The 24,743-nt window shown below is 72.7% G+C and carries 26 protein-coding genes; 11 read left to right on the forward strand and 15 right to left on the reverse strand.

Annotated features, from left to right (window positions below):
- Positions 1-26 precede the first annotated feature (26 nt).
- Together LN652_RS08290 and LN652_RS08295 are read left to right on the forward strand one after the other, a co-directional pair.
- Positions 27-1,013 carry a carbohydrate ABC transporter permease gene (locus LN652_RS08290; RefSeq protein ID WP_230444193.1) on the forward strand — a complete coding sequence of 329 codons (987 nt, stop codon included), beginning with the start codon at positions 27-29 and terminating at the stop codon, positions 1,011-1,013.
- On the forward strand, positions 1,010-1,957 hold the full coding sequence (locus LN652_RS08295; RefSeq protein WP_230444194.1) for a carbohydrate ABC transporter permease: 948 nt from the start codon (positions 1,010-1,012) through the stop codon (positions 1,955-1,957). The genes LN652_RS08290 and LN652_RS08295 overlap by 4 nt, the downstream gene beginning before the upstream one ends.
- Here the strand turns inward: LN652_RS08295 and LN652_RS08300 are convergent.
- A complete protein-coding gene (locus LN652_RS08300; RefSeq protein WP_230444195.1) occupies positions 1,947-2,168 on the reverse strand; it encodes a family 1 glycosylhydrolase in 222 nt (73 codons plus the stop codon). The two genes, LN652_RS08295 and LN652_RS08300, sit on opposite strands and share 11 nt — an antisense overlap.
- Before the next feature lie 35 nt (positions 2,169-2,203).
- Between LN652_RS08300 and LN652_RS08305 the strand changes: the two genes are divergently transcribed.
- The gene (locus tag LN652_RS08305) at positions 2,204-3,262 is read left to right on the forward strand and encodes a LacI family DNA-binding transcriptional regulator (RefSeq protein WP_230444196.1); all 1,059 of its coding nucleotides are present in this window, start codon (positions 2,204-2,206) and stop codon (positions 3,260-3,262) included.
- Here LN652_RS08305 and LN652_RS08310 read toward each other — a convergent pair.
- From LN652_RS08310 to LN652_RS08320, 3 genes are read right to left on the reverse strand one after another with little or no spacing between them, the layout of a single operon-like run.
- The gene (locus LN652_RS08310) at positions 3,256-3,903 is read right to left on the reverse strand and encodes a DUF1707 SHOCT-like domain-containing protein (protein ID WP_230444197.1); all 648 of its coding nucleotides are present in this window, start codon (positions 3,901-3,903) and stop codon (positions 3,256-3,258) included. The genes LN652_RS08305 and LN652_RS08310 overlap by 7 nt on opposite strands.
- Before the next feature lie 45 nt (positions 3,904-3,948).
- Positions 3,949-5,634, reverse strand: a complete 1,686-nt coding sequence (locus LN652_RS08315; RefSeq protein WP_230444198.1) for a CapA family protein — start codon at positions 5,632-5,634, stop codon at positions 3,949-3,951.
- Between the two features lie 44 nt (positions 5,635-5,678).
- Positions 5,679-6,761, reverse strand: a complete 1,083-nt coding sequence (locus LN652_RS08320; RefSeq protein ID WP_230444199.1) for an NAD(P)-binding domain-containing protein — start codon at positions 6,759-6,761, stop codon at positions 5,679-5,681.
- Positions 6,762-6,843: 82 nt separating this feature from the next.
- Here LN652_RS08320 and LN652_RS08325 point away from each other — a divergent pair, with 82 nt between their 5' ends.
- A complete protein-coding gene (locus LN652_RS08325) occupies positions 6,844-7,605 on the forward strand; it encodes an isocitrate lyase/PEP mutase family protein (RefSeq protein WP_230444200.1) in 762 nt (253 codons plus the stop codon).
- A gap of 186 nt (positions 7,606-7,791) precedes the next feature.
- Here the strand turns inward: LN652_RS08325 and LN652_RS08330 are convergent, their stop codons facing one another.
- The 4 genes from LN652_RS08330 to LN652_RS08345 form a co-directional block, all read right to left on the reverse strand.
- Positions 7,792-8,856, reverse strand: coding sequence for an ABC transporter ATP-binding protein (locus LN652_RS08330; RefSeq protein ID WP_230444201.1), 1,065 nt, complete (start codon positions 8,854-8,856; stop codon positions 7,792-7,794).
- Positions 8,853-9,647, reverse strand: coding sequence for an ABC transporter permease (locus tag LN652_RS08335; RefSeq protein ID WP_230444202.1), 795 nt, complete (start codon positions 9,645-9,647; stop codon positions 8,853-8,855). The genes LN652_RS08330 and LN652_RS08335 overlap by 4 nt, the downstream gene beginning before the upstream one ends.
- Complete coding sequence (locus tag LN652_RS08340; RefSeq protein ID WP_230444203.1) at positions 9,644-10,405, reverse strand: ABC transporter permease; 762 nt, start codon at positions 10,403-10,405, stop codon at positions 9,644-9,646. The genes LN652_RS08335 and LN652_RS08340 overlap by 4 nt, the downstream gene beginning before the upstream one ends.
- 119 nt (positions 10,406-10,524) lie before the next feature.
- Positions 10,525-11,601, reverse strand: a complete 1,077-nt coding sequence (locus LN652_RS08345; RefSeq protein WP_230444204.1) for an ABC transporter substrate-binding protein — start codon at positions 11,599-11,601, stop codon at positions 10,525-10,527.
- Between the two features lie 276 nt (positions 11,602-11,877).
- Between LN652_RS08345 and LN652_RS08350 the strand changes: the two genes are divergently transcribed.
- From LN652_RS08350 to LN652_RS08360, 3 genes are all read left to right on the forward strand, one after another.
- Complete coding sequence (locus tag LN652_RS08350) at positions 11,878-12,264, forward strand: PLD nuclease N-terminal domain-containing protein (protein ID WP_230444205.1); 387 nt, start codon at positions 11,878-11,880, stop codon at positions 12,262-12,264.
- Between the two features lie 11 nt (positions 12,265-12,275).
- Positions 12,276-13,970: a fumarate hydratase gene (locus tag LN652_RS08355; protein ID WP_230444206.1), complete on the forward strand. Its 1,695-nt coding sequence runs from the start codon at positions 12,276-12,278 to the stop codon at positions 13,968-13,970.
- A gap of 125 nt (positions 13,971-14,095) precedes the next feature.
- Positions 14,096-14,377, forward strand: a complete 282-nt coding sequence (locus LN652_RS08360) for a hypothetical protein (RefSeq protein ID WP_230444207.1) — start codon at positions 14,096-14,098, stop codon at positions 14,375-14,377.
- Between the two features lie 4 nt (positions 14,378-14,381).
- On the opposite strand, the gene LN652_RS08365 is transcribed toward LN652_RS08360, so the two are convergent.
- Positions 14,382-15,239 (reverse strand): MerR family transcriptional regulator, encoded by an 858-nt coding sequence (locus tag LN652_RS08365; protein WP_230444208.1) that lies wholly within the window; start codon positions 15,237-15,239, stop codon positions 14,382-14,384.
- A gap of 115 nt (positions 15,240-15,354) precedes the next feature.
- On the opposite strand from LN652_RS08365, the gene LN652_RS08370 reads away from it, so the two are divergent.
- The 3 genes from LN652_RS08370 to LN652_RS08380 all read left to right on the forward strand — a co-directional run bounded on the left by LN652_RS08370 (position 15,355) and on the right by LN652_RS08380 (position 17,114).
- Entirely contained in the window at positions 15,355-15,609 is a 255-nt protein-coding gene (locus LN652_RS08370) for a hypothetical protein (RefSeq protein ID WP_230444209.1), read from the forward strand.
- Between the two features lie 97 nt (positions 15,610-15,706).
- Entirely contained in the window at positions 15,707-16,372 is a 666-nt protein-coding gene (locus LN652_RS08375; RefSeq protein ID WP_230444210.1) for an HNH endonuclease family protein, read from the forward strand.
- Between the two features lie 55 nt (positions 16,373-16,427).
- The gene (locus tag LN652_RS08380) at positions 16,428-17,114 is read left to right on the forward strand and encodes a spermidine synthase (RefSeq protein ID WP_230444211.1); all 687 of its coding nucleotides are present in this window, start codon (positions 16,428-16,430) and stop codon (positions 17,112-17,114) included.
- Positions 17,115-17,127: 13 nt separating this feature from the next.
- Here the strand turns inward: LN652_RS08380 and LN652_RS08385 are convergent, their stop codons facing one another.
- From LN652_RS08385 to LN652_RS08395, 3 genes are all read right to left on the reverse strand, one after another.
- The gene (locus LN652_RS08385) at positions 17,128-19,020 is read right to left on the reverse strand and encodes a penicillin-binding transpeptidase domain-containing protein (RefSeq protein WP_230444212.1); all 1,893 of its coding nucleotides are present in this window, start codon (positions 19,018-19,020) and stop codon (positions 17,128-17,130) included.
- 61 nt (positions 19,021-19,081) lie between these two features.
- On the reverse strand, positions 19,082-19,624 hold the full coding sequence (locus LN652_RS08390; protein ID WP_230444213.1) for an SRPBCC family protein: 543 nt from the start codon (positions 19,622-19,624) through the stop codon (positions 19,082-19,084).
- Positions 19,621-20,007 carry an ArsR/SmtB family transcription factor gene (locus LN652_RS08395; protein WP_230444214.1) on the reverse strand — a complete coding sequence of 129 codons (387 nt, stop codon included), beginning with the start codon at positions 20,005-20,007 and terminating at the stop codon, positions 19,621-19,623. The genes LN652_RS08390 and LN652_RS08395 overlap by 4 nt, the downstream gene beginning before the upstream one ends.
- Positions 20,008-20,059: 52 nt before the next feature.
- Between LN652_RS08395 and LN652_RS08400 the strand changes: the two genes are divergently transcribed.
- Entirely contained in the window at positions 20,060-21,454 is a 1,395-nt protein-coding gene (locus tag LN652_RS08400) for a class II fumarate hydratase (RefSeq protein ID WP_230444215.1), read from the forward strand.
- 18 nt (positions 21,455-21,472) lie between these two features.
- On the opposite strand, the gene LN652_RS08405 is transcribed toward LN652_RS08400, so the two are convergent.
- From LN652_RS08405 to LN652_RS08415, 3 genes are all read right to left on the reverse strand, one after another.
- On the reverse strand, positions 21,473-22,180 hold the full coding sequence (locus LN652_RS08405; protein WP_230444216.1) for an aggregation-promoting factor C-terminal-like domain-containing protein: 708 nt from the start codon (positions 22,178-22,180) through the stop codon (positions 21,473-21,475).
- A gap of 251 nt (positions 22,181-22,431) precedes the next feature.
- Positions 22,432-23,775 carry a PhoH family protein gene (locus LN652_RS08410; protein ID WP_230444217.1) on the reverse strand — a complete coding sequence of 448 codons (1,344 nt, stop codon included), beginning with the start codon at positions 23,773-23,775 and terminating at the stop codon, positions 22,432-22,434.
- 219 nt (positions 23,776-23,994) lie between these two features.
- Positions 23,995-24,717, reverse strand: coding sequence for an isoprenyl transferase (locus LN652_RS08415; protein ID WP_230444711.1), 723 nt, complete (start codon positions 24,715-24,717; stop codon positions 23,995-23,997).
- Positions 24,718-24,743 lie beyond the last annotated feature (26 nt).

Raw genomic sequence — 24,743 nt, forward strand, 5'->3', positions numbered from 1 at the left:
CCCTCCCCCCGACCGAGGAGGTCCGGATGTCATCCACCGACAAGCTCGTCCAGATGGTCATCGCCGTGGTGCTGTTCTTCGCGGTGATGGGCGTGATCTTGATCCTCACCACCAAGCTGCGCTCGCGCACCGGCGAGAAGGTGCAGGCGGCGGCCTTCATCGCGCCGTCGCTGCTGCTCATCGCGATCGGGCTGCTCTACCCCGCACTGCGCACGATCTACCAGTCGTTCTTCGGCTCCGCCTACGAGCCGCTCGTCGGCTCCGAGGGCGGCACCTTCAACGGGCTGGACAACTACCGCCAGATCTTCACCAACGACGACCTGCTGCAGGTGCTCCAGAACACCGCCGTGTGGGTGGTGCTCACCCCGCTCCTCGCCACCGGCATCGGCCTCGTCTACGCCGTGCTCATCGACCGCTCCCGCTTCGAGAAGGTCGCAAAGGCCCTGATCTTCCTGCCGATGGCGATCTCGCTCGTCGGCGCGTCGATCATCTGGAAGTTCGTCTACGACTACAAGGGCAGCGACCAGTCCCAGCTCGGCGTCCTCAACGGCCTGCTCAAGGCCGCCGGCTTCGACACCTACCGCTTCCTGCTGACCGAGCCGTGGAACACGCTGTTCCTCATCGTGATCATCGTGTGGGTCCAGGCGGGCTTCGCGATGACCATCCTCTCGGCGGCCATCAAGGCGATCCCCGACGACATCATCGAGGCCGCGCGCCTCGACGGGGTCAACGGGCTCAAGCTCTTCCGCTACATCACGGTCCCCAGCATCCGCCCGTCCCTGATCGTCGTGCTGACGACCATCAGCATCACCACGCTGAAGGTCTTCGACATCGTCCGCACCGCGACGGGCGGCCAGTTCGGCACCAGCGTGCTCGCCTACGAGTTCTACGTGCAGAGCTTCCGGTCGTTCAACTTCGGGCTCGGTGCGGCGCTCGCCACGCTGATCTTCGTCCTCGTGACGCCGATCGTCGTCTACAACATCCGCCAGATGCGTCGCCTGGAGGCACGATGACCACCACGACACCCCCGGCCCCCGTCGCCGGCGTGACCGCGGCACCCCGCAAGAGCGCCAGCTCGGCGGCCCGCGAGGGCCTCACCGGCCGCTGGGCCTCGGCCGCCGCCATCGTGATCGCGGTCCTGTGGACGCTGCCCACGTTCGGCCTGTTCATCTCGTCCTTCCGTCCCGAGTCCGAGGTCAAGACCAACGGCTGGTGGAACGTCTTCACCGACCCCCAGCTCACCCTCGACTCCTACAAGCAGGTGATCAACGGCGCGGACATCGACCTCGCCACCTACCTGATCAACTCGGTGGTCATCACCATCCCGTCGGTGCTGATCCCGATCAGCCTCGCCGTGATGGCGGCCTACGCCTTCGCCTGGATCCCGTTCCGGGGACGCGACACGCTCTTCGTGGCGGTCTTCGCCCTGCAGATCGTGCCGATCCAGGTGACGATGATCCCGCTGCTGCGGCTCTACGTGGACCCGCCCTTCAACCTGATGCCGCTCTCGGGCAACGACGCCCCGGGCGGCGGCTTCTACACGGTCTGGCTGTCCCACACGATCTTCGCCCTGCCGCTGGCGATCTTCCTGCTGCACAACTTCATGCGGGAGATCCCGGGCGAGCTGATCGAGTCGGCCCGCGTGGACGGCGCCGGGCACGTGCAGATCTTCTCCAAGATCATGCTGCCCCTGATGACTCCGGCGATCGCCGCGTTCGGCATCTTCCAGTTCCTCTGGGTCTGGAACGACCTCCTGGTCGCGCTGGTGTTCGCCGGCGGCAACCCGTCCGTCTCACCCCTGACCGTCAGGCTCGCCGCACTGGCCGGCCAGAGGGGCGAGGACTGGCACCTGCTCTCCGCGGGCGCCTTCGTCTCCCTCGTGGTCCCGCTGGTCGTGTTCTTGTCGCTGCAGCGCTACTTCGTGCGCGGACTGCTCGCCGGGAGCGTCAAGGGGTGACCAGCCCGGCAGCGCCCGCACGGCCCCGTGCGGGCGCTGCCCGGTCGGCGAACCAGTGGTACGACGCCTTCGGCGTCCGGGTCAGCAGCGGAGAGGAGCGGTCCACGTGGACCAGACCGAAGGTCTTGGCGTAGCCCTCGGCCCACTCGACGTTGTCCATGAGGGTCCAGGCGAAGGAGCCGTGCACGGCACCTGGCCGGGCTCCGGCCACGTCGCCGCTGTGGTGACGCCCCGGAGGTCGGGGCGATGACCGAGACCCCCGAGGGACGCGGCCACGTCAACATGGCCGACGTCGCGGAGCGAGCCGGCGTGTCGATCGCGACCGTGTCGCGGGCGCTGCGCGGGCTGCCGGGCGTGAGCGCCCGGACGCGCAGCCGGGTGCTGTCGACCGTGGCGGAGCTCGACTACGTCGTCTCCCCCGCCGCGTCGTCCCTGCGCGGCGCGACCCGCCGGGTCGCGGTCGTGCTCCCGCGGCTCGACAGCTGGTTCTCCTCCACCATGCTCGCGACCGTCGAGGCGGGGCTGCGCCAGGCCGACCTCGATGTGCTGCTCTACCAGGTCGGCACCGAGGAGAAGCGCACCCACTTCTTCCGCGACCTGCCCACCCGGCGCAAGGTCGACGCGGTCGTCCTGATCACGCTCCCGATCCGGCCTGAGGAGGAGGAGCGGCTGGACCTGATGGGTGTGGAGGTCGTGGTCGCGGGGTTCCGGCTGCGCGACTTCCCCTCGGTGAGCGTCGACGACGTCGCCATCGCGGTCGCCGCGGTGGAGCACCTCCTCGACCTCGGCCACACCCGCATCGGGATGATCCGCACCAGCGACACCGACGGCGCGCGGTGGGCGAGCGACCTGCACCGGCGCACCGGGTACCTCCAGGCGCTCACCGGCCACGGCATCGACCACGACCCCGCCCTGCTCGTCACCGCTCCCTACGGGGTGGACGCCGGCGCCGTCGGCATGGAGCGGCTGCTGTCGCTCGACGACCCTCCGACGGCGGTGTTCTGCTACTCCGACGACATCGCCGTCGCCGCAGCGACGGCCGCCCGGCGGCGCGGGCTCCGGGTGCCGGAGGACCTCTCCCTCGTCGGGGTCGACGGCAACGGGCTCGGCGAGCTCTTCGACCTCACCACGGTCGACCAGCACGTCGTCGACCAGGCGCGCGCGGCCAGCCGGATGGTGCTCGACCTGCTCTCCGGGCGCGAGCCCGAGGAGACCCGCCTCACCCTCCCGACCGACCTGGTCGTGCGCGGCTCGACCGGTCCCGCACCGGTCCGGGCGGGGGCCGGGCGACGCTCGCGTCAGTAGGTGCCGAGGTACTTCTTCGGGGTCCCGGGGGCGGGGAGCCGGCGCACCTGCACCGAGCCCATGAGCGCCACCCCCCGGACCCGCACCGTCGGGGAGTCCGGGCCGACCTCGGCCGGGACCTTGTCCTTGGCCTGGCCGTAGTCGCCCATGATCGGGGTGCCGTCCACGACGACGTGCATGTCGGCGGGCACGATGATCTGGACGTCGCCCATGATCGCGCTGGCGTTGATCTGGGTGTGGTGGCTGGTGAGGATCGCCTCGCGCAGGTCGAGCGTCACGCTGCCCATCAGGGAGAACGCGGAGTGGTGCTCCGGGACCTGCCACACGCCGCGCCGCTTGCAGTCGCCCATGATCGCGGTCGAGGAGTTGTGGCCCACGGCCGGTACGCCGCCGGGCGCGTGCCGCGCGGGCGTGCCCGTCGGCGGGGCGACCGGGCCGGTCGCCTGCAGGTCGAGGGTGATCGGGACCAGCTCGCCGTAGGTCTTCGCGGCCCACGTCATCTCGAGGCGCTCCTCGAGCTCGTCGAGGTCGAGGCGGCCGTCACCCGCAGCGTCACGCAGCACGTCGGCGACGCGCTGGCGGTCGGCGTCGGAGATGCGCATCTGCGACGGATCGTGCGGGCGGTTCTCGATCTCCCCCATGGGGCAAGACTAGCGAGCGGCCCGGGGCCACGACCATGACGGGCGTCAGGGTCGTACGCGCGCCGCGACGTGCTGGTAGTCCTTCGACGAGGTCCAGTAGCCGCCCCACTCCCACCCGATGCGCGCGAACTCCCGCACGAGCAGGTCGCCCTGGCGGATCGTCCCGACCGGCACCGGCGCGGACCGGCCGCGGTCGATCCCCGCGAAGCGCCGGCCCGCCGGCGGGTCGATCGAGCCGGGACGCACGTAGGGGTTCTGCACCGGGTTGACGTCGATCGCCGCACCGAAGGCGTGGTCCGACCAGCCCTCCTGCCCGGCGACCCGACGGCAGTTGAAGCCGGACGTGTTGTTGTCGGCCATCGACGCGTCGTCGTCGCCGCCGTAGTGGTCGACGAGCCGCATCCGCGCGATCGGGTAGCCGACGTCGTACAGCCTCTCGAACACCTCGGTGACCTCGCGCGCGAAGGCGCGGTGGACCACCATCTCCCCGGTGCGGGCCGCGCCGCCGAAGCCGCGGTAGGTCATGGTCAGGTGGCGCAGGTCCGACAGCGGGACGGGGCAGCCGGGCCGGTGGCTGCTGCCCCGCATCCGCGCGGCGAGGGCCGCGTCGATCGGCGCGACGGTGGACTCGAACGCCGGGTCCGCCGCCTGCGGCTCGCCGCGGCTCGACCCGAGGCCCGAGCAGCGGGCCCCCGCCTCCCAGTCGCGGACCGCGCCGGGACGGGCCGCGCCCGTCACCGGGATCGGCCGTCCGTCGGGGGCGATGCGGGCGGGCGTCCACTCCTCGCCGACCACCCCGTCCGCGTCGAGGCGCAGGGTGAGCACGCCCGTGTCGGGCTGGCGCGAGTGGTACCAGACGAAGTTGCCGAGGCCGTAGGAGACGTAGGTGTCGCCGGACCAGCCGGCCCCGCCCAGGACGTGGGAGTGGCTGCCGACGACGACGTCCGCCCCGGCCCCGGCGAGACGGTCGGCGAGCAGGCGCTGGCTCTGCGTCGGGCACGCCTCGTTCTCGCGCCCCCAGTGCAGGTAGACCACGACCAGGTCCTGGCGCTCCCCCGCGGTCTCGACGGCGTCGAGCAGCAGGTCGGTCCGGCTCCCGCGCGCGGCGGCGATGCCGGCGTTGTCCGGCCCCGCCTCCCAGACGCCGCTGCTGCCCTCGCGCTGGACCGTGTCGGCAGCGAGGATCGCCACGTCGAGGTCGCCGACCCGCGCCACGTGCGGGGTGAAGGCGGCCTCAGCATCGCGTCCCGCCCCCACCACCGCGACGCGGCTGCGCCTCGCCGCCCTCATCGTGTCGTCGAGCCCGACCTGCCCGTAGTCGCCGGCGTGGTTGTTGGCGACCGTGACCACGTCGACGCCCGCGTCGGCGAGCGCGCCGAGCGCCCCGACCGGGGTCCGGAAGTAGTAGCGGTCGGAGGCGAGCTCGAGCTCCTTGGGGTCGCGCCGCCCCCGGGTCGTGACCGGCGTCTCGAGGTTGACCATCGCGACGTCCGCCGAGCGCAGGGTCCGGGCGATCGGTCCGAGCCCGCGGCGCAGCAGCGCGCCGACGTGCGCCTCGAAGTGGACGTCGCCGGCGAACGCGAGCGTGACCTCGCCGCCGGGGGGCGCCGCGACCGCGGCATCCGCGACCGGTGCGTCACCGGGGGTGCGGGTGTCCCCCACGGGCGCCGAGGTGCATGCCGTCAGGGCGAGCGTCGCCGCTGCCGCGCCGCCCCAGGTCCGGACTCCCATCTCCCGAGTGTGCCCGGCGCCCCCACACGGGCCGGCCGGACCGGTCAGCCGGTCAGGTCGTCCGCAGCCGACGTCGCGGCGGTCGACGCCAGCTGACGCGCCACCGCCAGCGCGGCCTGGCGCCCCGCGCGGGAGGCGCCGAGGGTGCTCGCCGACGGCCCGTAGCCGACCAGCTGCACCCGCGGGTCGCGGGCCGTCGTGGTCGCGCCCTGGACGTTGCCGGGCACCGGGAGCAGCGCGATCCCGCCCTCGGGGCCACGCAGCCGCAGCGGCGCGAGGTGGTCGAGCGCCGGCCGGAAGCCGGTCGCCCAGAGGATGACGTCGACGGCCTCGAACCTGCCGTCGGCCCAGCGGACCCCGTGCGGCTCGACCCGCTCGAACATCGGCAGCCGGTCGTAGGCGCCCAGCGCCGCCGCCTCCTGCTCCTGCGGACGCAGCGCGAGGCCGGTGACGCTGACCACGCTGGCCGGCGGCAGCCCGCGGCGTACGCGCTCCTCGACGGCGGTCACCGCGGCGAGGCCGGCGGCGGCGTCGAAGCCCTCACGCCACACCGGCGGGCGACGCGTCACCCACAGCGTGTCGGTCACCGGCGCCAGCTCGCCGAGCAGCTGGACCGCGGACGCCCCGCCACCCACCACCAGGACCCGACGCCCGCGGAAGTCCTCCGCGCCGGGGTAGTCGGCGGTGTGGAGCTGCTCGCCGGCGAAGTCGGCGGCCCCGGGATAGGACGGCACGAACGGCCGGGTCCAGGTGCCGGTCGCGTTGACGAGGGTCCGGGTGCGCCAGCGACGACCTCCGGCGCGGACGACGAGGATCCCCCGGTCGTCCTCGACCCGGTCCACCCGCACGGGGCGGACGACCGGGAGGTCGAGGCGCTGCTCGTAGGCGGCGAACCAGTCGGGCACCACCACGTTGGCGGGCAGGTCCGACCGGGCCGGCGCGGGTGCCCCGGGGAGGTCGGCGACGCCGTGCACGTCGACCATCGCGAGGGAGTCCCAGCGGTGCCGCCAGGCGCCGCCCGGTCCGGCGTTGGCGTCGAGCACGAGGTGGTCGATGCCGCGACGGGTGAGGAAGTACGACGCGGCCAGCCCGGCCTGGCCGGCGCCGACCACGACGGCGTCCCTCACGCGCTCGGGGTCCTCCACGTCGGGTGCAACACCCGCCCGTGCGGGCCTATGCCCGCGACCGCCTGCGTGGCAGCCTCGGACCATGGACACCGCCACCCGCGCCACGACGCTGCTCGACCTCCACCACACCGGCACCACGCTGGTCCTGCCGACCGTCTGGGACGCCTGGTCGGCCCGCACCGTCGTCGACGCCGGCTTCCCCGCGCTCAGCATCGGCAGCCACCCCCTCGCGGACTCCCGCGGGCAGGCCGACAACGAGGGCATGAGCATCGACGACGCGCTCGACGGCATCCGCCGGGTGTGCGCCGCCGTCCCCGACGTCCCGGTCACCGCCGACATGGAGTCGGGCTACGGCGTCGCCCCGGCCGAGCTGGTCGAGCGGCTGCTCGAGGCCGGTGCGGTCGGGCTCAACATCGAGGACACCGTGCACTCCGAGGGCGGGCGCCTGCGCGAGGTCGCCGAGCACGCCGACTACATCGGCGGCATCCGGCAGGCCGCCGACGCCGCCGGAGTCGACCTCGTGATCAACGCCCGCACCGACGCCTTCGTCCACGCCGACCGCTTCGACGACCCGCTCGCCGAGGCGATCACCCGGATGACCGCCTGCGAGGCGGCCGGCTCGCGCAGCAGCTATCCCGTCCGCGTCCCCGACGCCGCCTCCCTCCAGGCGCTGCTCGACGCGCTCGACGGTCCGCTCAACGTCACCGCCAACCCCCGCACCGGCACTCCGGCCGGCTCGCTCGAGGACCTCCAGGTGATGGGCGTGCACCGGGTCACCTTCGGCCCGCTGCTGATGAAGGAGCTCACCCCCGACCTCGCCGCCCTCGTCGCCCCCTGGCGCTGACGGCGTACGCCCTGGCCGTCCACGCCGGACGTCGAGCGGACACAGGTCCGCTCGAGCACCCCTGTGGCGCGGGTCGGTCAGGCTCTCGCTGAACTTGTCAGGGCGTGCACGGCCTGACAAGTTCAGCGATCCCCGGTCAGCCGGGGATCGCTGAAAGCACTCCGACAAGCCCGCGCGGCAGGTCGGTCAGGCTGCGACGACGAGCACCGGGGACGGGTCGATCCCGAGGGTGACCCGCTGCCCGGGCTCGAGGCGCAGCGCGTCGGAGCTCGAGAGCTGGGCGACGACGCCGGTGCCGTCGGGCAGCGCACAGGTCACGCGGGACAGCGGGCCGAGGAACATCACCGTCGTCACGGTCACCTGGCCGGCCGGGTCCGGCGTCACCGACACCGCCTCCGGTCGGACGAGGGCGAGCCCGGGGCCCGACGCCGAGCCCGGCAGCACCGGGACCTGCTGGCCGAGGACCGACGCGGTGGAGCCGTCGACCTGCGCGGGGATCCGGTTGCTCAGGCCGACGAACTCGCCGACGAACTGCGTGGCCGGGGCCGAGTAGAGCTCCGCCGGCGGCGCGAGCTGCTCGAGGTGTCCGGCGTTCATCACGCCGACCCGGTCGGCCACGGCGAGCGCCTCCTCCTGGTCGTGGGTGACGAACAGGGTGGTCGTGCCGACCTCGATCTGCACGCGGCGGATCTCGTCGCGCAGCTGCACGCGGACCTTGGCGTCGAGGGCGGACAGCGGCTCGTCGAGCAGCAGCACCGACGGCTCGACCGCGAGCGCCCGGGCGAGCGCGACGCGCTGCTGCTGCCCGCCGGAGAGCTGGTGGGCGTAGCGGTCGGCCTGCTCGCCCAGCCCGACCAGGTCGAGCATGTCGCCGGCACGCCGGCGCCGGGTGGCCCCGTCGCGGCCGCGCAGCTTGAGCCCGAAGGCGACGTTGTCGATGACGGTCATGTGCGGGAAGAGGCTGTAGGCCTGGAACACCATCCCCATGTCGCGCTTGTTGGCCGGGACCCGGGTCAGGTCCTTGCCGCCCACCGACACCGACCCGGAGGTCGGGTGGTCGAGGCCGGCGAGGATCCGCAGCGCGGTCGTCTTGCCGCAGCCGGACGGGCCGAGGAGGCAGACCAGCTCGCCGGGGGCGAGGTGGAGGGTGAGCCCGTCGAGCGCGCGCACCGAGCCGTAGACGCGGGTGAGGTCGGACAGCTCGACGGCGAGGCCGCGGTCCGTGCCGGGGCGGGTGGTCACGTCGGTCATCGGGATGCTCCTTGGTCGTGCCGGTGCCGGTCGCGGCTGAGGAAGGTGAGGCCCACCAGCAGCAGCGCGACGAACAGCATCGAGGCGAGGGCCGCGGCCATCGCCGCGGCGGGGTTGCTCCGGTAGATGCCCGCCATCGCGACCGGCAGGGTGTCGAAGTGCAGCAGGGAGGCGAAGACGTACTCACCCATCACCAGCGCCACGCTGATGAACGCCGCACCGAGGACGCCGCCGGTGATGTTGGGCAGCACGATCCGCACGATCACGGTGGGCCAGCCCGCGCCGAGCGAGCGCGCGGCCTCGGACAGCGTGGCGACGTCGATCGCGGACAGCGCGGCGTCGATCGCGCGGTAGGAGTAGGGCAGCACCAGCACGACGTAGGCGAAGGTCAGCACCAGCGGCGAGTCGCCGAGCAGGTAGGTCACCCACGAGTAGACGTTGCTGATGCCGACCACGATCACGAGCGCCGGGATGGTGAGCGGCAGCAGGCACAGGAACTCGACCAGCCCGCGCGCACGCGGCACCCGCAGCCGCACCCACACCATCGTCGGCACGAGCAGCACCACCATGAGCACGACGGTGAACAGCGCGAGCAGCAGCGAGGCGATGATCGAGGAGCGCAGGTCCTCGTCGGTCACCATGAACTGCCAGTTGTCCCACGTGCGGCCCTCGGCGCTGCCGCGGGCCTGGGTGGAGAAGTCGAGCATCGCCAGCAGCGGCACGAAGAAGTACGCCGCGAAGGCGAGCAGCAGCACGGTGCGCACCGCCCTGAAGGTCCGCGAGGGGGTCATCGCATCCACCTCGAGGTCCGCTTCAGCAGCAGGTTGTAGGCGACCATCACGAGCGTCACCACGACGATCATCTCCAGCGCGAGCGCGAAGCCCACGTTGGCCTGGCCGAGCAGCACCTCGCTGGTGATGGCCTGACGGATCAGTAGCGGGACGATCGGCTGGCCCTGGCTCACCAGGACGGCGGCCGTGGCGTAGGCGGCGAAGGCGTTGGCGAACAGCAGCAGCAGCGCGCCGAGGAACGCCGGCGTCAGCAGCGGCAGCGCGACGTGGCGCCAGTAGTCCCAGGTCGAGGCGCCGAGGTTGACCGCGGCCTCGCGCCACTGCGGCCGGAGCCCCTCGAAGGCCGGGGCGAAGACGATCACCATCAGCGGGATCTGGAAGTAGGCGTAGACCACGACGAGGCCCGGCAGGTCGAAGAGCCAGCCCGAGCCGTAGAGGTCGACGCCGAACGCGCTGTCCATCGCCTTGGTCACGATCCCGACCGACCCGATGGTCGCGATCCAGGCGAACGCGAGCACGACCCCGCCGAACTGGGCGAGCACGCCGCTGATCGCGAGCGTGGTCCGCCGCAGCAGGCTCTGCGTCGGCAGCGACACCACGAGGTAGGCGAGCAGCGCACCGAGGGCGGCGCCGATGAGCGCCGTGGTGGCCGAGAGCACCAGCGAGCCCTTCAGTGCCGACAGCGCGGCGTCGCTGGTGAGGGCGTCGAGGTTGCCGAGCGTCGGGCGCCCGTCCCCGTCCTGGAACGCGCCTACCACCACGGTGACCGTGGGGACGACGAGGAAGACCAGGACGAAGACGAGGAAGGGCAGCAGCCCGAGGGCCGGGCCGACGGCGCTGCGTCGACCCGACCCCGGACCACTCGTGGCGGTGGTGCTCAGCGGATGGCCTTCGACCAGTTGGCCGCGAGGTACTCGCCGGCCGTGGTGGTCTGGTCGTCGGTCGGGATGACCGGGTCGCCGGTCACCTCGGGCAGGGCCTCCCACAGGTCGGCGTCGATGGTGCCGTCCTCGGCCATCTGGTCGCCGCGGACCGGGCGGGCGCCGCCCTTGAGCCACAGGTTCTGGCCCTCGTCGCTGTAGAGGAACTCCTGCCACAGGCGCGCGGCGGCCGGGTGCGGCGCGTCGGCGTTGATCGCCTGGAAGTAGTAGCCGGCGACGACGGCCTCCTCCGGGACGACGGTCTTCCAGGTGTCGACGTTGGCCGCGGCCGCGGAGCCGAGGTAGTCCCAGTCGATGACGACGGGCGTCGTGCCCTGCTCGATGGTGCCGGAGTCGGGGTCGACGGTGAGGAAGTTGCCGGCCTGCTTCAGCTCGGCGAAGAAGTCGACGCCGGGGGCGATGTCGTCGGCCGAGCCGCCGTTGGCGATCGCCGCCATCATCACGCCGCTGAACGCGGCGCCGGCCTGGGTCGGGTCGCCGTTGAGGGCGACCTTGCCCTTGAACTCCGGCCCGAGCAGGTCCTGAACGGACGTCACGTCGGGCACCTTGGCGGAGTCGTAGCCGATCGACATGTAGCCGCCGTAGTCGTTGACCCAGAGGCCGTCCGGGTCCTTGAACTCGGCGGGGATGTCGTCGAAGGTCTCCACCTGGTAGGGGGCGAACATGTCGGTGTTGGCCAGCGCGACCGACTGGCCGAGGTCGAAGACGTCGGGGGCGCGGTCGGTGCCCTTGAGGTCGTTGGCGGCGTTGATCTCGTCCTGCGAGGCGGCGTCCGGCTGGTCGGAGTTGACCTCGATGTCGTAGGTGTCCTCGAAGGTGGAGATGATCTCGGCGTAGTTGGCCCAGTCGGGCGGCAGCGCGATGACGTTGAGCTCGCCCTCGTCCTGCGCGGCCTTGACCAGCTCGTCCATGCCACCGAAGTCCTCGGCGGAGGTCGCCGTGGCCGCGTCGACGCCGCTCTCGGTGGTCGTGTCCGCCTGCTTCTCCGGCGCCGCGCAGGCCGCGACGGACATGAGCGTCGCCAGTGCGGTGAGGGATGCGAATGTCTTGCGGGTCTTCACTGTGCCTCCAGGGTGTCTGTGCATGGGCCGAGAACCAGGTGGTGCGTGCCGCGCGGAGCCTCGACGGTCCCGTTGGATCGGAGGCTACTCCCGGATGGCCGCCGCGCGACCGCTCGATGAACCTCGATTTCGTGCCGGATCCCGTCGTGCGGGCGCTACGCTCCCGCTCGCACCGGGTCGTCCCCGGCGTCCGCGGCCCCGGCAGGGCCGACCTGCGGGGGTCACGTCATGCGCATCGTCTTGTTCCTGCTGCCGCTCGTGCTGGGCATCTACTGCCTCGTCGACGCCATCACCAGCCGCGACGACGAGGTGCGCCACCTGCAGAAGACCTGGTGGATCCTGCTGATCCTCTTCTTCCCGGTGGTGGGGTCGGTGGCGTGGCTGGCCGCCGGGCGTCCCCAGCGCGCGCCGCGGCCGACCGGACCGCACGAGCGCAGCGCCTCCGCGTTCCCCGAGTACGACCGCCCCGGCCGGTTCGCCGCCACCGACCCGGCCGCCGACGAGGAGTTCCTCAAGAAGGTGCGCGAGCGCGCCGAGGAGCAGCGACGGCTGGCCCGGGAGAGGAAGCGGCGCGAGCTCGAGGGCGAGTCGGGCGAGGGCGCGGACCCGGCGTAGCATCAGCCGCCGTGAGCGATGCTGAGTTCCACTACTCCGACCTCCTGCCCACCGCCGGCTCCAACGGAGCCGAGGAGACGCCGTACCGGCTCGTGACCACGGAGGGTGTCTCGACCGTCGAGGTCGGCGGCCGCACCTTCCTCGAGGTCGAGCCCGAGGCGATCCGGCGGCTCACCGAGGAGGCGATGCACGACATCAGCCACTACCTGCGGCCCGGGCACCTGTCGCAGCTGCGCACGATCATCGACGACCCCGAGGCCTCCGGCAACGACCGCTTCGTCGCGCTCGACCTGCTCAAGAACGTCAACATCTCCGCGGGCGGCGTGCTGCCGATGTGCCAGGACACCGGCACCGCGATCGTGATGGGCAAGAAGTCCGAGGGCGTGCTGACCGGCGCCGACGACGGCGAGGCGATCAGCCGCGGCGTCTACGACGCGTACACCCGGCTCAACCTGCGCTACTCGCAGCTCGCGCCGCTGACGACGTTCGAGGAGAAGAACACCGGCACCAACCTGCCGGCCCAGATCGAGCTCTACTCCACGCCCGCGAAGGACGTTCCCGAGTACAAGTTCCTCTTCATGGCCAAGGGCGGCGGCTCGGCCAACAAGTCCTTCCTCTTCCAGGAGACCAAGGCGGTCCTCAACCCGACGCGCCTGATGGAGTTCCTCGACGAGAAGATCCGCTCCCTCGGCACCGCCGCCTGCCCGCCCTACCACCTCGCGATCGTCATCGGCGGCACCAGCGCGGAGTTCGCGCTGAAGACCGCGAAGTACGCCTCCGCGCACTACCTCGACGACCTGCCGATCGAGGGCTCGATGGCCGCGCACGGCATCCGCGACACCGAGCTGGAGGAGAAGGTCTTCGAGCTCACCCAGTCGTTCGGCATCGGCGCGCAGTTCGGTGGCAAGTACTTCTGCCACGACGTCCGCGTCGTCCGGCTCCCCCGCCACGGAGCGTCGTGCCCGGTCGCGATCGCGGTCTCCTGCTCCGCCGACCGCCAGGCGCTCGGCAAGATCACCCCGGAGGGCGTCTTCCTCGAGCAGCTCGAGACCGACCCCGCGCAGTACATGCCCGACGCCGGGATGGCCCACGACATCGAGGGGGGCGCGGTCGTCCCGATCGACCTCAACCAGCCGATGGCCGACATCCTCGCCGAGCTCTCCCAGCACCCGGTCAAGACACGGCTCTCGCTCACCGGACCCCTCGTCGTGGCGCGCGACATCGCGCACGCCAAGATCAAGGAGCGCCTCGACGCCGGCGAGGACATGCCGGCCTACCTCAAGGACCACCCGGTCTACTACGCCGGCCCGGCCAAGACGCCCGAGGGGATGCCGTCGGGATCCTTCGGCCCCACGACGGCGGGCCGGATGGACTCCTACGTCGAGCAGTTCCAGGCCGCGGGCGGCTCGATGGTGATGCTCGCCAAGGGCAACCGCTCCAAGCAGGTCACCGAGGCGTGCGGCACCCACGGCGGGTTCTACCTCGGCTCCATCGGCGGCCCCGCGGCCCGGCTCGCGCAGGACTGCATCCGGTCGGTCGAGGTGGTGGAGTACGAGGAGCTCGGCATGGAGGCGGTCTGGAAGATCGAGGTCGAGGACTTCCCGGCCTTCATCGTCGTCGACGACAAGGGCAACGACTTCTTCACCGACCCGTCGGGCGCGGTGACCGTCCCCATCTCAGGCATCCGCGTCCGCTCGGCCGAGTAGACCGGTGTCCACGGGGGACGCGGCGCAGGGAGGCCGGCGGGGCTGGGCCGCGCGCTACGTCTGGCTGCTCGGGCGCTGCCTGCGAGAGCACGAGCATCGAGGTCCACGACTCGGTGCAGGGCGACATGTGCGCGAAGCGCAAGCACGACTACGCGATCAGCTACGTGCTCGAGGGCGAGGACCGGGTGCGCACGATGGAGCAGTGCCGGTCGTGGTCGCCACGACAGGACCGCACCTACCGCGTCTGGACCACCGACAGCGGCGCCGTGCGCTTCGACTCGCCGTCCTCGGAACGGCGGTGGATCCTGGTGCTGCCGTTCTTCGTGGCCCTCGTGCTGCTCGGCACGAAGCTGGGCAGGCACCGCCGCGTGAAGCCCGTGACGGACGGGTCGCGGGCGGCTCGCTGACGCGCTAGTTGTCGCCGGCGAGGCGTACGGCGAGGCTGCGGGCCCCCGCGCCGGGCGCGTGACCGAGCGGCTCGGCGCCCTCGACCCGGTCCTGGAACGAGCCGCCGACGAGCACCAGGCTGCGGCGTCGGGCGACGGCCGTGACGACCTCGCGCACGGCGGGCAGGTCCTCGATGGTCGGCACCCCGATCACGATCGCGGCGGGGTCGAGCGCGCGCACCATGTCGACCCACGCCTCGACCGGCAGGTCGCTGCCGAGGTAGGTGACGCCGATCCCGTGGCTGCGGAGCACGGCGGCGAACGACAGCACGCCGAGCTCGTGGCGCGACCCGCGGGCGAGGCCGACGGCGACGCGCGGCGCGTCCGGGCCGGCCGTCGGCAGCTGCTGGAAGGCGTGGGCCAGGCGCCGGTGGACCGCCGCGCTGATGAAGTGCTCCCCCGCGACCGTGACCTGACCACGCTGCCAGGCCACGCCCAGGCGTACGAGCGCGGGCATCAGCCAGTCGTCGATGACCGAGTCGAGGTCGGAGCGCGCGAAGGCCTCGTCGAGCACCTGCTCCACGCGGTTGAGGTCGAAGTTCTCCGCGCAGCGGGCGAGCTCGTCGAGCGGGGCCGGCGCGTCGCTGACCGCGGACGGCGTGGCGTCCGGGACCTGCAGCACCCGTCGGGCCGCCTCCTTCGGGGACCACCCCGAGTCGACCAGGTCACGCATGACGGTGAGCCGCCGGACGGACTCGTCGTCGTAGAGCCGGTAGTTGCCCTCCGTGCGCACCGGGGTCACCACGCCGTAGCGCTGCTCCCACTTGCGCAGCGTCTCGCGGGGTACTCCAGTGAGCTGCGCGGTGCGTCCGACGGTGTACACACCCACGAGGGTACCCGACTTTGGACAAACATTGGACACGCGCCCTACGCTCCGTTTGTCCACCAACGGTGGACAAACTGTGGACAAGCCGCAGGGCCGGGCCGAGGAGGACCCCATGACGGTGAGCGACGTGAACCTGGAGCGGGACCTGCACCCGGACGCCGGCAGCGATGCCGACGCCCGCCTCCACCGACGCCTGCGCATCGCCGGCCTCGTCGCGATCCTCGCCGCTGCGGTGGGGTCGGTCGCGAGCGGGACGGCCGTGGGCAGCGGGGCGGTCGGCGACGAGGACTGCGTGATGCGCCTCGCCGACTCCGCCACCTTCAGCAGCGGGTGCGCCGAGCAGGCGTCCGCCGAGGTCGCCCACTGACCTGACCCCGGTTCCCCGGCACGCACCTGCCTCAGGTGTGTGCAGTGCACGAACCTGAGCCTTCCGGCCGCGGCACGCCGCGCCACAGGATGGCGCCATGACCTCTCTCGGGCGGGTCCTCGCGACCTCTGCATCCACCGTCCTGCTCTCGTCCACGCTGCTGGCCCTCTCCAGCGCGTCGGCCCGGGCCGACACCACCTGGACCGGCACCCTCACCTCCGGCATCTCCGCGCTGTCCGTCGGCACCGAGAACCGCACCGGCTACTCGCGCGACCTGTTCCGCCACTGGGTCGACGCCGACGGCGACGGGTGCGACACCCGCGACGAGGTGCTCATCGCCGAGGCCGACGTCGCGCCGACCGTCGGCTCGGGCTGCGGCCTCTCCGGCGGACGCTGGTACTCCTACTACGAGGGCGCCTCCCAGACCGACCCGTCCGCCCTCGACATCGACCACATGGTGCCGCTCGCCGAGGCGTGGGACTCCGGCGCCCGCACCTGGACCTCCACGCGGCGCGAGGCCTACGCCAACGACCTCGGCGACAGCCGCACGCTCGTCGGGGTGACCGCGTCCTACAACCGCTCCAAGGGCGACCAGGACGCGGCGGAGTGGCTGCCACCGATCAACCAGTGCCGCTACGTCAAGGACTGGGTGGCGGCCAAGATCCGCTGGAGCCTGACCGCCGACTCCACCGAGGTCGCTGCCCTGCGCGACGTCGCGTCGGGCTGCGCGGACTCCGCCATCACGGTCGTCGTCGTGTCCTGATCAGCCCGGCGGGCCGCGGGACGCGCACCTGCCGGCATCGGACAGGATGTGGGGCGTGGAGAGCATCGACAGCGTGCAGAGCAGGGAGGTCGCCCGCGCCGAGACCGAGCGCGGCGAGGTGGTGCTGCGCCGACGTACGACCGGGACCGGCGCGGACGTCCTCGAGCTGCGGGTCAACGGCGTCTTCGTGATGGACACGCTCGAGACGTCCAGCGAGATCGAGCTCGCCGCCCAGGCGCTCGCCGTGGTGCCCGACCCCGCGTCGGTGCTGATCGGCGGGCTCGGCCTCGGGTTCACGCTGCAGCGGGTCCTGGCCGACCCCCGCGTCGAGCGGGCGGTGGTCGTGGAGATCGAGGAGCCGCTCGTGCAGTGGATGCGCGACGGCACCGTGCCGCACGGCCCGGCGCTGCTGGCCGACACCCGCGCGACGATCGTCAACGCCGACATCGCGATGGCCGTCGCCGAGGCACGCTCCTCCTACGACCTGGTCCTGCTCGACGTCGACAACGGGCCGGGCTACCTCGTCCACCAGGCCAACGAGGCCGTCTACGAGCACCCGTTCCTGCACCGCTGCCGCGAGGTGCTGCGCGACGGCGGCGTGCTCGTCGTCTGGTCGGCCGACCCCGCCCCGGCGCTGCTCGCCGCGATGCGCGAGGTCTTCGGCAACGCGGAGGAGCAGGCCCACCAGGTGCTGCTGCAGGACCGCCCCGAGGAGTACGTCCTCTACCTCTCGCGCCGCTGAGCGCCGGGGCGGGTCACCGGAGGAACGCCTCCAGCAGCGGTCCGGCCGTCTGCGACCCGGACTCGCCGGTCTCGACGAAGACCGCGACGGCGAGGTCGTCGCGCGTGGCGATCATCCACGTGTGGGTGGGCAGGCTCCCGGAGGCGTCCGGCTCGCCGTACTCCGCGGTGCCGGTCTTGGCCCCCACCGCGCCGGGCACGTCGAGCAGGAAGCGCCCGGAGCCCTCGGTGACGACGGCCCGCATCAGCCCGCGGAGCTGGTCGGCCTCCCCCGCCGTCAGCGGCCGCTCGGGCGGCACCTGGGAAACCTCGTGGGCCGGCAGCAGCACCGGCAGCATCGCGCGGCCCGCCGACACGGACGCGGCCACGGTGGCCATCGCGAGCGGGCTCGCGAGGACGGTCCCCTGGCCGATCATGTCGGCCGCGGCGCCGGTCTCGGTCTCGGCCGGCGGGACCTGCCCGAAGTAGGCCGGGAACCCCAGGTCGTGGTCGACGCCGAGGCCGAGCGCCGCCGCCGCGGCACCCAGGTCCCCGGGGGCGAGCCGGTCGGCGTTGCCGATCATCGCGGTGTTGCAGGAGTTGGCGATCGCGCGGGTGAACGTCACGTCGCCGAGGGCCGACGACGGGTAGTCGTCGTAGTTCTTGAAGGAGCGACCGTCGACCACGGTGGTCGCGGGGCACGCCACGACGTCGCCGGGGGCGAGGCCGGAGCGGAGCAGGGCCAGGCCCGAGACGACCTTGAACGTCGACCCGGGGGCGTACTGGCCGGTCGAGGCGAGGTCGGCGCCGGCCGCACCGGGACCGTTGGCGGCGGCGAGCACCGCGCCGTCGGAGGGTCGGATCGCCACCAGCGCGCTGGCCGGCGCCTGCGCCCCCGCGCCGGCCAGGATGGTCTCGGCCTTCTCCTGCAGCCCCGGGTCGAGGGTGGTGGCCAGGTCCGCGCCGTCGGTGGCGGGCACCTCGACGAGGGTGCGCAGCACGTCCTGGTCGTCGCGCGCGACGACCGCGGTGCCGGGCGTGCCGCTGAGCTGCTCGTCGTAGCGGGCCTGGAGGCCGGAGAGCCCGACCTCGTCGCCAGCCTCGATCCGGCCGTCGGACCCCTCGACGAGCTCGGCCGTGGCGGGGCCCACCCGTCCGAGCAGCGCCGCGGCGAACTCCCGCGTCGGGGCGAGCGGGAGCGTGTCGCGCACCGCGAGCGCCCCCGGCACCTCGCGGAACGCCGGGAGCACCTCGAGCGCGTCGTCCTCGCGCAGCACGAGCGCCTCGACGAACGCGTCGGGCCCCATCGCCTCCGCGCGCTCGACGTAGGACCCCGCGTCGACGTCGAGCACCCGCGCGATCCGGCGGGCGCTGCGCGCGACCTGCGCCCCCTCGACCTTCGTCTTGTCCAGGCCGTAGCGCAGCACGGGTCGCTCGGTCACCAGCACCGCGCCGTCGGCGCCGGTGATGTCGCCGCGGGCCGGCGTGACCGTGCGCAGCCCGAGGGTGTCGGTGTCGGCGAGGTCGGGGGCGAGCGAGGCGCTCGACCAGTCCACGCGCCACTGCTCGCCGGCACCGCTGAGCGCGACGGTGGTCTCGTACTCCCACGGGCTCGGGCCGCCGAGGTCCCACGCCCAGCCGAGGGTCGCGGTCGCCGCCTCGCCGCCCTCGTCCTCCTGCACCGTCCGCGCCTCGACCGCGACCGGGGTGTCGTCGAGCGGCCCGACCTGGCCGGCGAACGCGGCCCGGTCGGCCTCGTCGGTCAACGGCACCTCGCCGAGCGTGTGGTCGGACAGCGCCGCCGCCAGCTCGTCGGCGAGCGCGGCGGCGGTGTCCTGGTCCTCGCCGCCGCCGAGCACCGAGCAGGCGGACCCGCCGGCCACGAGGACACCGGACAGCACGACACCGACACCGAGACGCAGACGCATCCGTCCATGCTCGTCAGCGCGACCCTCCGGACCAAGCCGCAACGCCGTCGTGCGGCGAGGCTCAGCCGAAGGTCTGACGGTAGTGGGCCGATCCGGACGCGTAGGACTCCCAGTCGATGGCCGCCACGTCACGGCCGTCGACGGCCGCGACGAGGCGGTCGAGGTAGTAGTCCCAGCCCGGCCCGACGCTGGCGGCCATGTCGACGCCGGTCGCTCCGGGGACGAGCACCTGCACGAACCTCAGCGAGGTCACGCCGTCCGCCTCGGTGAGCTCGAGCCCCATCTCCCAAACGACCTTCTCCCCGGAGCCGTCCTCGCTGAACGACTCGGCCGTGCGCCCCCGCACCACGAAGCGGTGGGGCGGCTCGCACGTCAGCACGTCCATCTCCTCGGCCGCGACGTCGTCGCCCTCGGCGGTCATCCGGAAGGTCACGGAGCCGGAGGCCGGGTCACCGCTCCAGGTGCCGATCCAGCGCTCCATGCGGGTCGGCTCGGTGCAGGCCGCCCACACGTCCGCGACGGGCGCACGGAGCTCGCGCTCGATCACGAGCAGGGTGCGGCCGTCGCGCTCCTCGCGTCGGCCGGTCATGACGGTGGTGCTCATGCGGTGTCCTCTCTCGGGGTGGTCCCCGCGGCGGGGTGGTGGGGCGTACGGGCCTCGCCAGCGCGCCGCTCGCGCGTGGTCCGGCGGACCTCGAGGTCGAGGCCGTCGAACGCGGACTCGTCGAACGGCGCCCGCGGCTCCAGCGCGGCGAGCCAGTCGGTCAGGACCGCCAGCGCCGACCGCTCCAGCCGGTAGTGCCGCTCGCGCCCGCGGTCCTCCGCGGTCACCAGCCCGGCCTCGGCCAGGACGCGCAGGTGGCGGCTGATCGCCGGGCGGCTGATCGCGTGCTCCGCGGTCAGGTCGACCACCCGGGCGCTCCCGCGCGCCAGCCGGACGACCAGGTCGCGCCGCACCGGGTCCGCGAGGGCGGCGAAGGTGTCCACCCGCTATTGGTAACCAATTGGTTACCTATCTGTCAAGCGCTAGCGTCGGCCCATGACCTCCGAGGAGACCGGGACACGCACCGAGCACGACTCGATGGGCGAGGTCGAGGTGCCTCGCGACGCACTCTGGCGGGCCCAGACCCAGCGCGCGGTGGAGAACTTCCCGATCAGCGGGCTGCGGCTGCAACGTCGCCACGTCCAGGCGCTCGGGCACGTGAAGGCCGCCGCCGCGACGGCGAACGAGGGCCTCGGCGTGCTGGGACCCGAGCAGGCGCGGGCGATCGTCGCCGCCGCCGACGCGGTGGTGGCCGGCGAGCACGACGACCACTTCCCGCTCGACGTCTTCCAGACCGGGTCGGGCACCAGCTCGAACATGAACGCCAACGAGGTGATCGCCTCCCTCGCCGCACGCGCCGGCGTCGAGGTCCACCCCAACGACCACGTCAACGCCTCGCAGAGCAGCAACGACACCTTCCCGACCAGCATCCACGTCGCGGCGACCCTCGCGGTGGTCGACGACCTCGTGCCGGCGCTCGACCGGCTCGCGTCGTCGTTCGAGCGCAAGGCCGACGAGTTCGCCGCGACGGTGAAGGCCGGGCGCACCCACCTGATGGACGCCACGCCCGTGACGCTCGGGCAGGAGATGGGCGCGTACGCCGCGTCGCTGCGGATCGGGATCGAGCGGCTCGAGGGCGTGCTCCCGCGCGTGCGCGAGCTGCCGCTGGGCGGGACGGCCGTCGGCACCGGCATCAACACCCCGGCCGCCTTCGCCGAGCGGGCGATCGCCGCGCTGGTCGAGCGCACCGGCCAGCCATTCACCGAGGCGCGCGACCACTTCGAGGCCCAGGGCACGCGCGACTCGCTGGTCGAGCTCTCCGGCGTGCTGCGCACGATCGCGGTCGGCCTCACCAAGACCTGCAACGACCTGCGCTGGATGTCGTCGGGCCCGACGACCGGGCTGGCCGAGATCCACCTCCCGGACCTGCAGCCGGGCTCGAGCATCATGCCGGGCAAGGTCAACCCGGTGCTGCCCGAGGCGACGCTCATGGTGTGCGCGCGCGTCGTCGGCAACGACGCCACCATCGCCTGGGCCGGGGCGTCGGGGTCCTTCGAGCTCAACGTGCAGATGCCGGTCATGGCGCACGCGCTGCTGGAGTCGATCCACGTCCTGTCGACCTCGACCGTGCTGCTCGCCGAGCGGTGCGTCGACGGCATCACCGCCGACGCCGACCGGATGCGGCGCTACGCCGAGTCGTCGCCGTCGGTCGTCACCCCGCTCAACCGGCACATCGGCTACGAGGCGGCCGCGAAGGTCGCGAAGAAGGCGCTCGCCGACGGCGCGACGATCCGCGAGACCGTGATCGCGCTCGGCCACGTCGAGCGCGGTGACCTCACCGAGGAGGAGCTCGACGCCGCCCTCGACGTCGACTCGATGACGGGCCGGTGACGACCGGCCCGACGCCGGTCAGTACCAGCCGTTGCCCTGCTTGAAGCTCCAGGCGCTGCACGGGGTGCCGTAGGTGTCCTGGATGTACTCCAGGCCCCATCGGATCTGCACCTCGGCGGAGGTCATGTAGCCCGCCGGCATGTCGTGGAGCTCGGTGAGGGCCTGCGGGATGCCGTAGGCCGAGGACGTCGGGTTGTCCGCGTCGATCCGCCAGCCGGACTCGCTGACGTAGAGGGAGTCGAGGCAGGAGAACTGGTCGGAGGAGAAGCCGTAGGTCGGGAGCAGGGCGCGGGCGATGTCGCGCGGGTCGCCCTCGGAGAGCTTCTCCGACCTGGTGACCGCCGTGCCGGACGACACCGAGAGGGCGGCGGCCTTCTCCGAACCGGAGCGGGCCTGGCGCACGGCCGAGCGGGAGGCGGTCTGCCGCTGCGCGCGCTGCTCGAGCTCGGCGGCGCTCATGCCCCCAGCCTCCGACCCGGTCTCCGACCCGGTCTCCGACGAGGTCTCGGACGAGGTCTCGGACGAGGCCGCACGGGTGACGTCGGCGGCGGCGGGGGTCAGCGACGGGTCGTCGGCCAGCAGGCCACCGGAGACGGTGAGACCGGTCGCCGCGGCGGCGAGGCCGGTCAGGGCAACACCGGTGCGCAGCGCCTTCTGGCGTGGGCGCGCCGCCTTGTGCTTGCCGGGGGCGCGGTGCTTCGGGACGTACTTGTCGGGCTTCGGCACAGTTCTCTCGGGGGTAGAGGACAGGGACGTTCGGCGCGGGGGTTCGCCGACCGACGTGCTCGCGGGCTCTGCCCGCGTACCAAGATCACGAAACGGTCACGAGCCACCATGCATGAGGCGCCGGAGGCGTGCAAACCGAACGCACCGATTGGTCGCGTCTCTTCTGCCACATCCGTCACAGGCATCGCAGCAGCCCCGTACGTCCCGGTGCGACGGCCCCACGCCGCCGCACCGGGACGAGACCCGCGGGCTCAGAGGGTGACGTTCTCCAGCATCTCGGTGACCAGCGCCGCGATCGGCGAGCGCTCGGAGCGGGTCAGGGTCACGTGGGCGAACAGGGGGTGGCCCTTGAGCTTCTCCACCACCGCGACGATGCCGTCGTGGCGCCCGACCCGCAGGTTGTCGCGCTGGGCGACGTCGTGGGTCAGCACCACCTTGGAGTTGGCCCCGATGCGCGAGAGCACGGTGAGCAGCACGTTGCGCTCCAGCGACTGGGCCTCGTCGACGATCACGAACGCGTCGTGCAGCGAGCGGCCGCGGATGTGGGTCAGCGGCAGCACCTCGAGCATCCCGCGGTCCATGATCTCGTCGATGACGTCGCTGGACGTCAGGGCGCCGAGGGTGTCGAAGACCGCCTGGCCCCACGGCGACATCTTCTCGTTCTCCGAGCCGGGGAGGTAGCCCAGCTCCTGCCCGCCGACGGCGAAGAGCGGCCGGAAGACGACCACCTTCTTGTGCTGGCGGCGCTCCATCACCGCCTCCAGCCCGGCGCACAGCGCCATCGCGGACTTGCCGGTGCCGGCGCGGCCGCCGAGGGAGACGATGCCGACCTCGGGGTCGAGCAGCATCTCCAGCGCCACCCGCTGCTCGGCCGAGCGGCCGTGGATGCCGAAGGCGTCGCGGTCGCCGCGGACGAGGTGGACCCGCTTGTCGGCGCCGACCCGACCCAGCGCGGTGCCGCGCTCGGAGATCAGCACCAGCCCGTTGTGGCAGGGCAGGTCGCGGGCCTCGGCCAGGTCGATGACGCCGTCCTCGTAGAGCGCGTCGAGGTCGACGGCCGGGACCTCGAGCTCGGACATGCCGGTGTAGCCGGTGTCGGAGTCGCTGATCGCCTCGGCGCGGTACTCCTGGGCGTCGAGGCCCACCGCCGACGCCTTGATCCGCAGCGGCAGGTCCTTGGACACGAGCGTGACCCGGTGGCCCTCGTCGGCGAGGTTGCGCGCCACCGCGAGGATCCGGGTGTCGTTGTCGCCGAGGCGGAAGCCCGACGGCAGCGTCGAGGGGTCGGTGTGGTTGAGCTCGACCCGCAGGCTGCCACCGTCGGAGCCGATCGGCACCGGCTCGTCGAGCCGACCGTGCAGGATCCGCAGCTCGTCGAGCGCACGGAGGGCCGAGCGGGCGAAGAAGCCCAGCTCGGGGTGGTGGCGCTTGCCCTCCAGCTCGGTGATCACCACGACCGGCAGCACGACCTCGTGCTCGGCGAAGCGCTTGATGGCGCCCGGATCGGCGAGCAGGACGCTCGTGTCCAGGACGTAGGTGAGCCGGTCACCGGCGAGAGCTGCGGCAGTGCTGGGCGATGCTGAGTTGCTGGCCACGACTGTCCCCTCAGCGGACCGGCGCGCGCACTCCCCGCCCCGGTCCGATGTCATTCAACGGACCGGAGAGCCTCCACCTGAGTGCCCACGGACTGCCTCCCGGTTCGGCAGGCTTCCCCACCTGCCGATGTCGCGAACGTACGCCCGCCGGGAGCCCGATCCGGGACGACACGCCCGAACGCGAGGTGACGGGAGGGTGACGTCTGTGGCGCTCGCGGGTCAGCCGCCGAAGCGGCGCTCGCGGGCGGCGTACGACCGGATCGCGCGCAGGAAGTCGACCCGCCGGAAGTCCGGCCACAGCGCCTCGCAGAAGTAGAACTCCGAGTTCGCCGACTGCCACAGCAGGAAGCCGCCGAGGCGCTGCTCGCCCGAGGTGCGGATCACGAGGTCGGGATCGGGCTGGCCCTTGGTGTAGAGGTGCTCGGCGATGTGCTCGACGTCGATCAGGTCGGCGAGCTCCTCGAGCGAGGTGCCCCGCGTGGCGTGGTCGGCGAGCAGCGCGCGCACCGCGTCGGCGATCTCGCGCCGGCCGCCGTAGCCGACCGCGACGTTGACCAGGATGCCGTCGATGTCGCGGGTGGCCTCCTCGGCCGCCTTGAGCCGGGCCGCGGTCTCCGGCGGCAGCAGGTCGAGCGCGCCGACCGGGTGGATCCGCCACCGCCCCGCCTCGGCGAGGGACTCGACCGCGCCCTCGATGATCTCGAGCAGGCCGGTGAGCTGCTCGGGCGGACGGTTGGTGAGGTTGTCGCTCGAGAGCAGCCACAGCGTGACGACGCCGACGCCGACCTCCTCGCACCAGCCGAGCAACGGGCGGATGTTGTCGGCGCCCGCCTGGTATCCCTCGGCTGTGTTGAGCCCGACGGTCTTCGCCCAGCGGCGGTTGCCGTCGAGCATCACGCCGACGTGGTGGGGGATCTGGTCGCTCGACAGGCTCCGCACCATCCGGGACTCGTACGCCGGGTAGAGCA

Origin of the sequence: Nocardioides okcheonensis, assembly GCF_020991065.1 — a bacterium.
GTDB classification, from domain to species: domain Bacteria; phylum Actinomycetota; class Actinomycetes; order Propionibacteriales; family Nocardioidaceae; genus Nocardioides; species Nocardioides okcheonensis.

What these genes read in the sequence shown, in the direction of transcription:
- LN652_RS08290 (WP_230444193.1), top strand. Translation starts at nt 27, where the DNA reads ATGTCATCCACCGACAAGCTCGTCCAGATGGTCATCGCCGTGGTGCTG.
- LN652_RS08295 (WP_230444194.1), top strand. Translation starts at nt 1,010, where the DNA reads ATGACCACCACGACACCCCCGGCCCCCGTCGCCGGCGTGACCGCGGCA.
- LN652_RS08305 (WP_230444196.1), top strand. Translation starts at nt 2,204, where the DNA reads ATGACCGAGACCCCCGAGGGACGCGGCCACGTCAACATGGCCGACGTC.
- LN652_RS08310 (WP_230444197.1), bottom strand. Translation starts at nt 3,903, where the DNA reads ATGGGGGAGATCGAGAACCGCCCGCACGATCCGTCGCAGATGCGCATC.
- LN652_RS08315 (WP_230444198.1), bottom strand. Translation starts at nt 5,634, where the DNA reads ATGGGAGTCCGGACCTGGGGCGGCGCGGCAGCGGCGACGCTCGCCCTG.
- LN652_RS08325 (WP_230444200.1), top strand. Translation starts at nt 6,844, where the DNA reads ATGGACACCGCCACCCGCGCCACGACGCTGCTCGACCTCCACCACACC.
- LN652_RS08330 (WP_230444201.1), bottom strand. Translation starts at nt 8,856, where the DNA reads ATGACCGACGTGACCACCCGCCCCGGCACGGACCGCGGCCTCGCCGTC.
- LN652_RS08335 (WP_230444202.1), bottom strand. Translation starts at nt 9,647, where the DNA reads ATGACCCCCTCGCGGACCTTCAGGGCGGTGCGCACCGTGCTGCTGCTC.
- LN652_RS08345 (WP_230444204.1), bottom strand. Translation starts at nt 11,601, where the DNA reads ATGTCCGTCGCGGCCTGCGCGGCGCCGGAGAAGCAGGCGGACACGACC.
- LN652_RS08350 (WP_230444205.1), top strand. Translation starts at nt 11,878, where the DNA reads ATGCGCATCGTCTTGTTCCTGCTGCCGCTCGTGCTGGGCATCTACTGC.
- LN652_RS08360 (WP_230444207.1), top strand. Translation starts at nt 14,096, where the DNA reads ATGTGCGCGAAGCGCAAGCACGACTACGCGATCAGCTACGTGCTCGAG.
- LN652_RS08370 (WP_230444209.1), top strand. Translation starts at nt 15,355, where the DNA reads ATGACGGTGAGCGACGTGAACCTGGAGCGGGACCTGCACCCGGACGCC.
- LN652_RS08375 (WP_230444210.1), top strand. Translation starts at nt 15,707, where the DNA reads ATGACCTCTCTCGGGCGGGTCCTCGCGACCTCTGCATCCACCGTCCTG.
- LN652_RS08385 (WP_230444212.1), bottom strand. Translation starts at nt 19,020, where the DNA reads ATGCGTCTGCGTCTCGGTGTCGGTGTCGTGCTGTCCGGTGTCCTCGTG.
- LN652_RS08390 (WP_230444213.1), bottom strand. Translation starts at nt 19,624, where the DNA reads ATGAGCACCACCGTCATGACCGGCCGACGCGAGGAGCGCGACGGCCGC.
- LN652_RS08400 (WP_230444215.1), top strand. Translation starts at nt 20,060, where the DNA reads ATGACCTCCGAGGAGACCGGGACACGCACCGAGCACGACTCGATGGGC.
- LN652_RS08415 (WP_230444711.1), bottom strand. Translation starts at nt 24,717, where the DNA reads ATGGTGCGGAGCCTGTCGAGCGACCAGATCCCCCACCACGTCGGCGTG.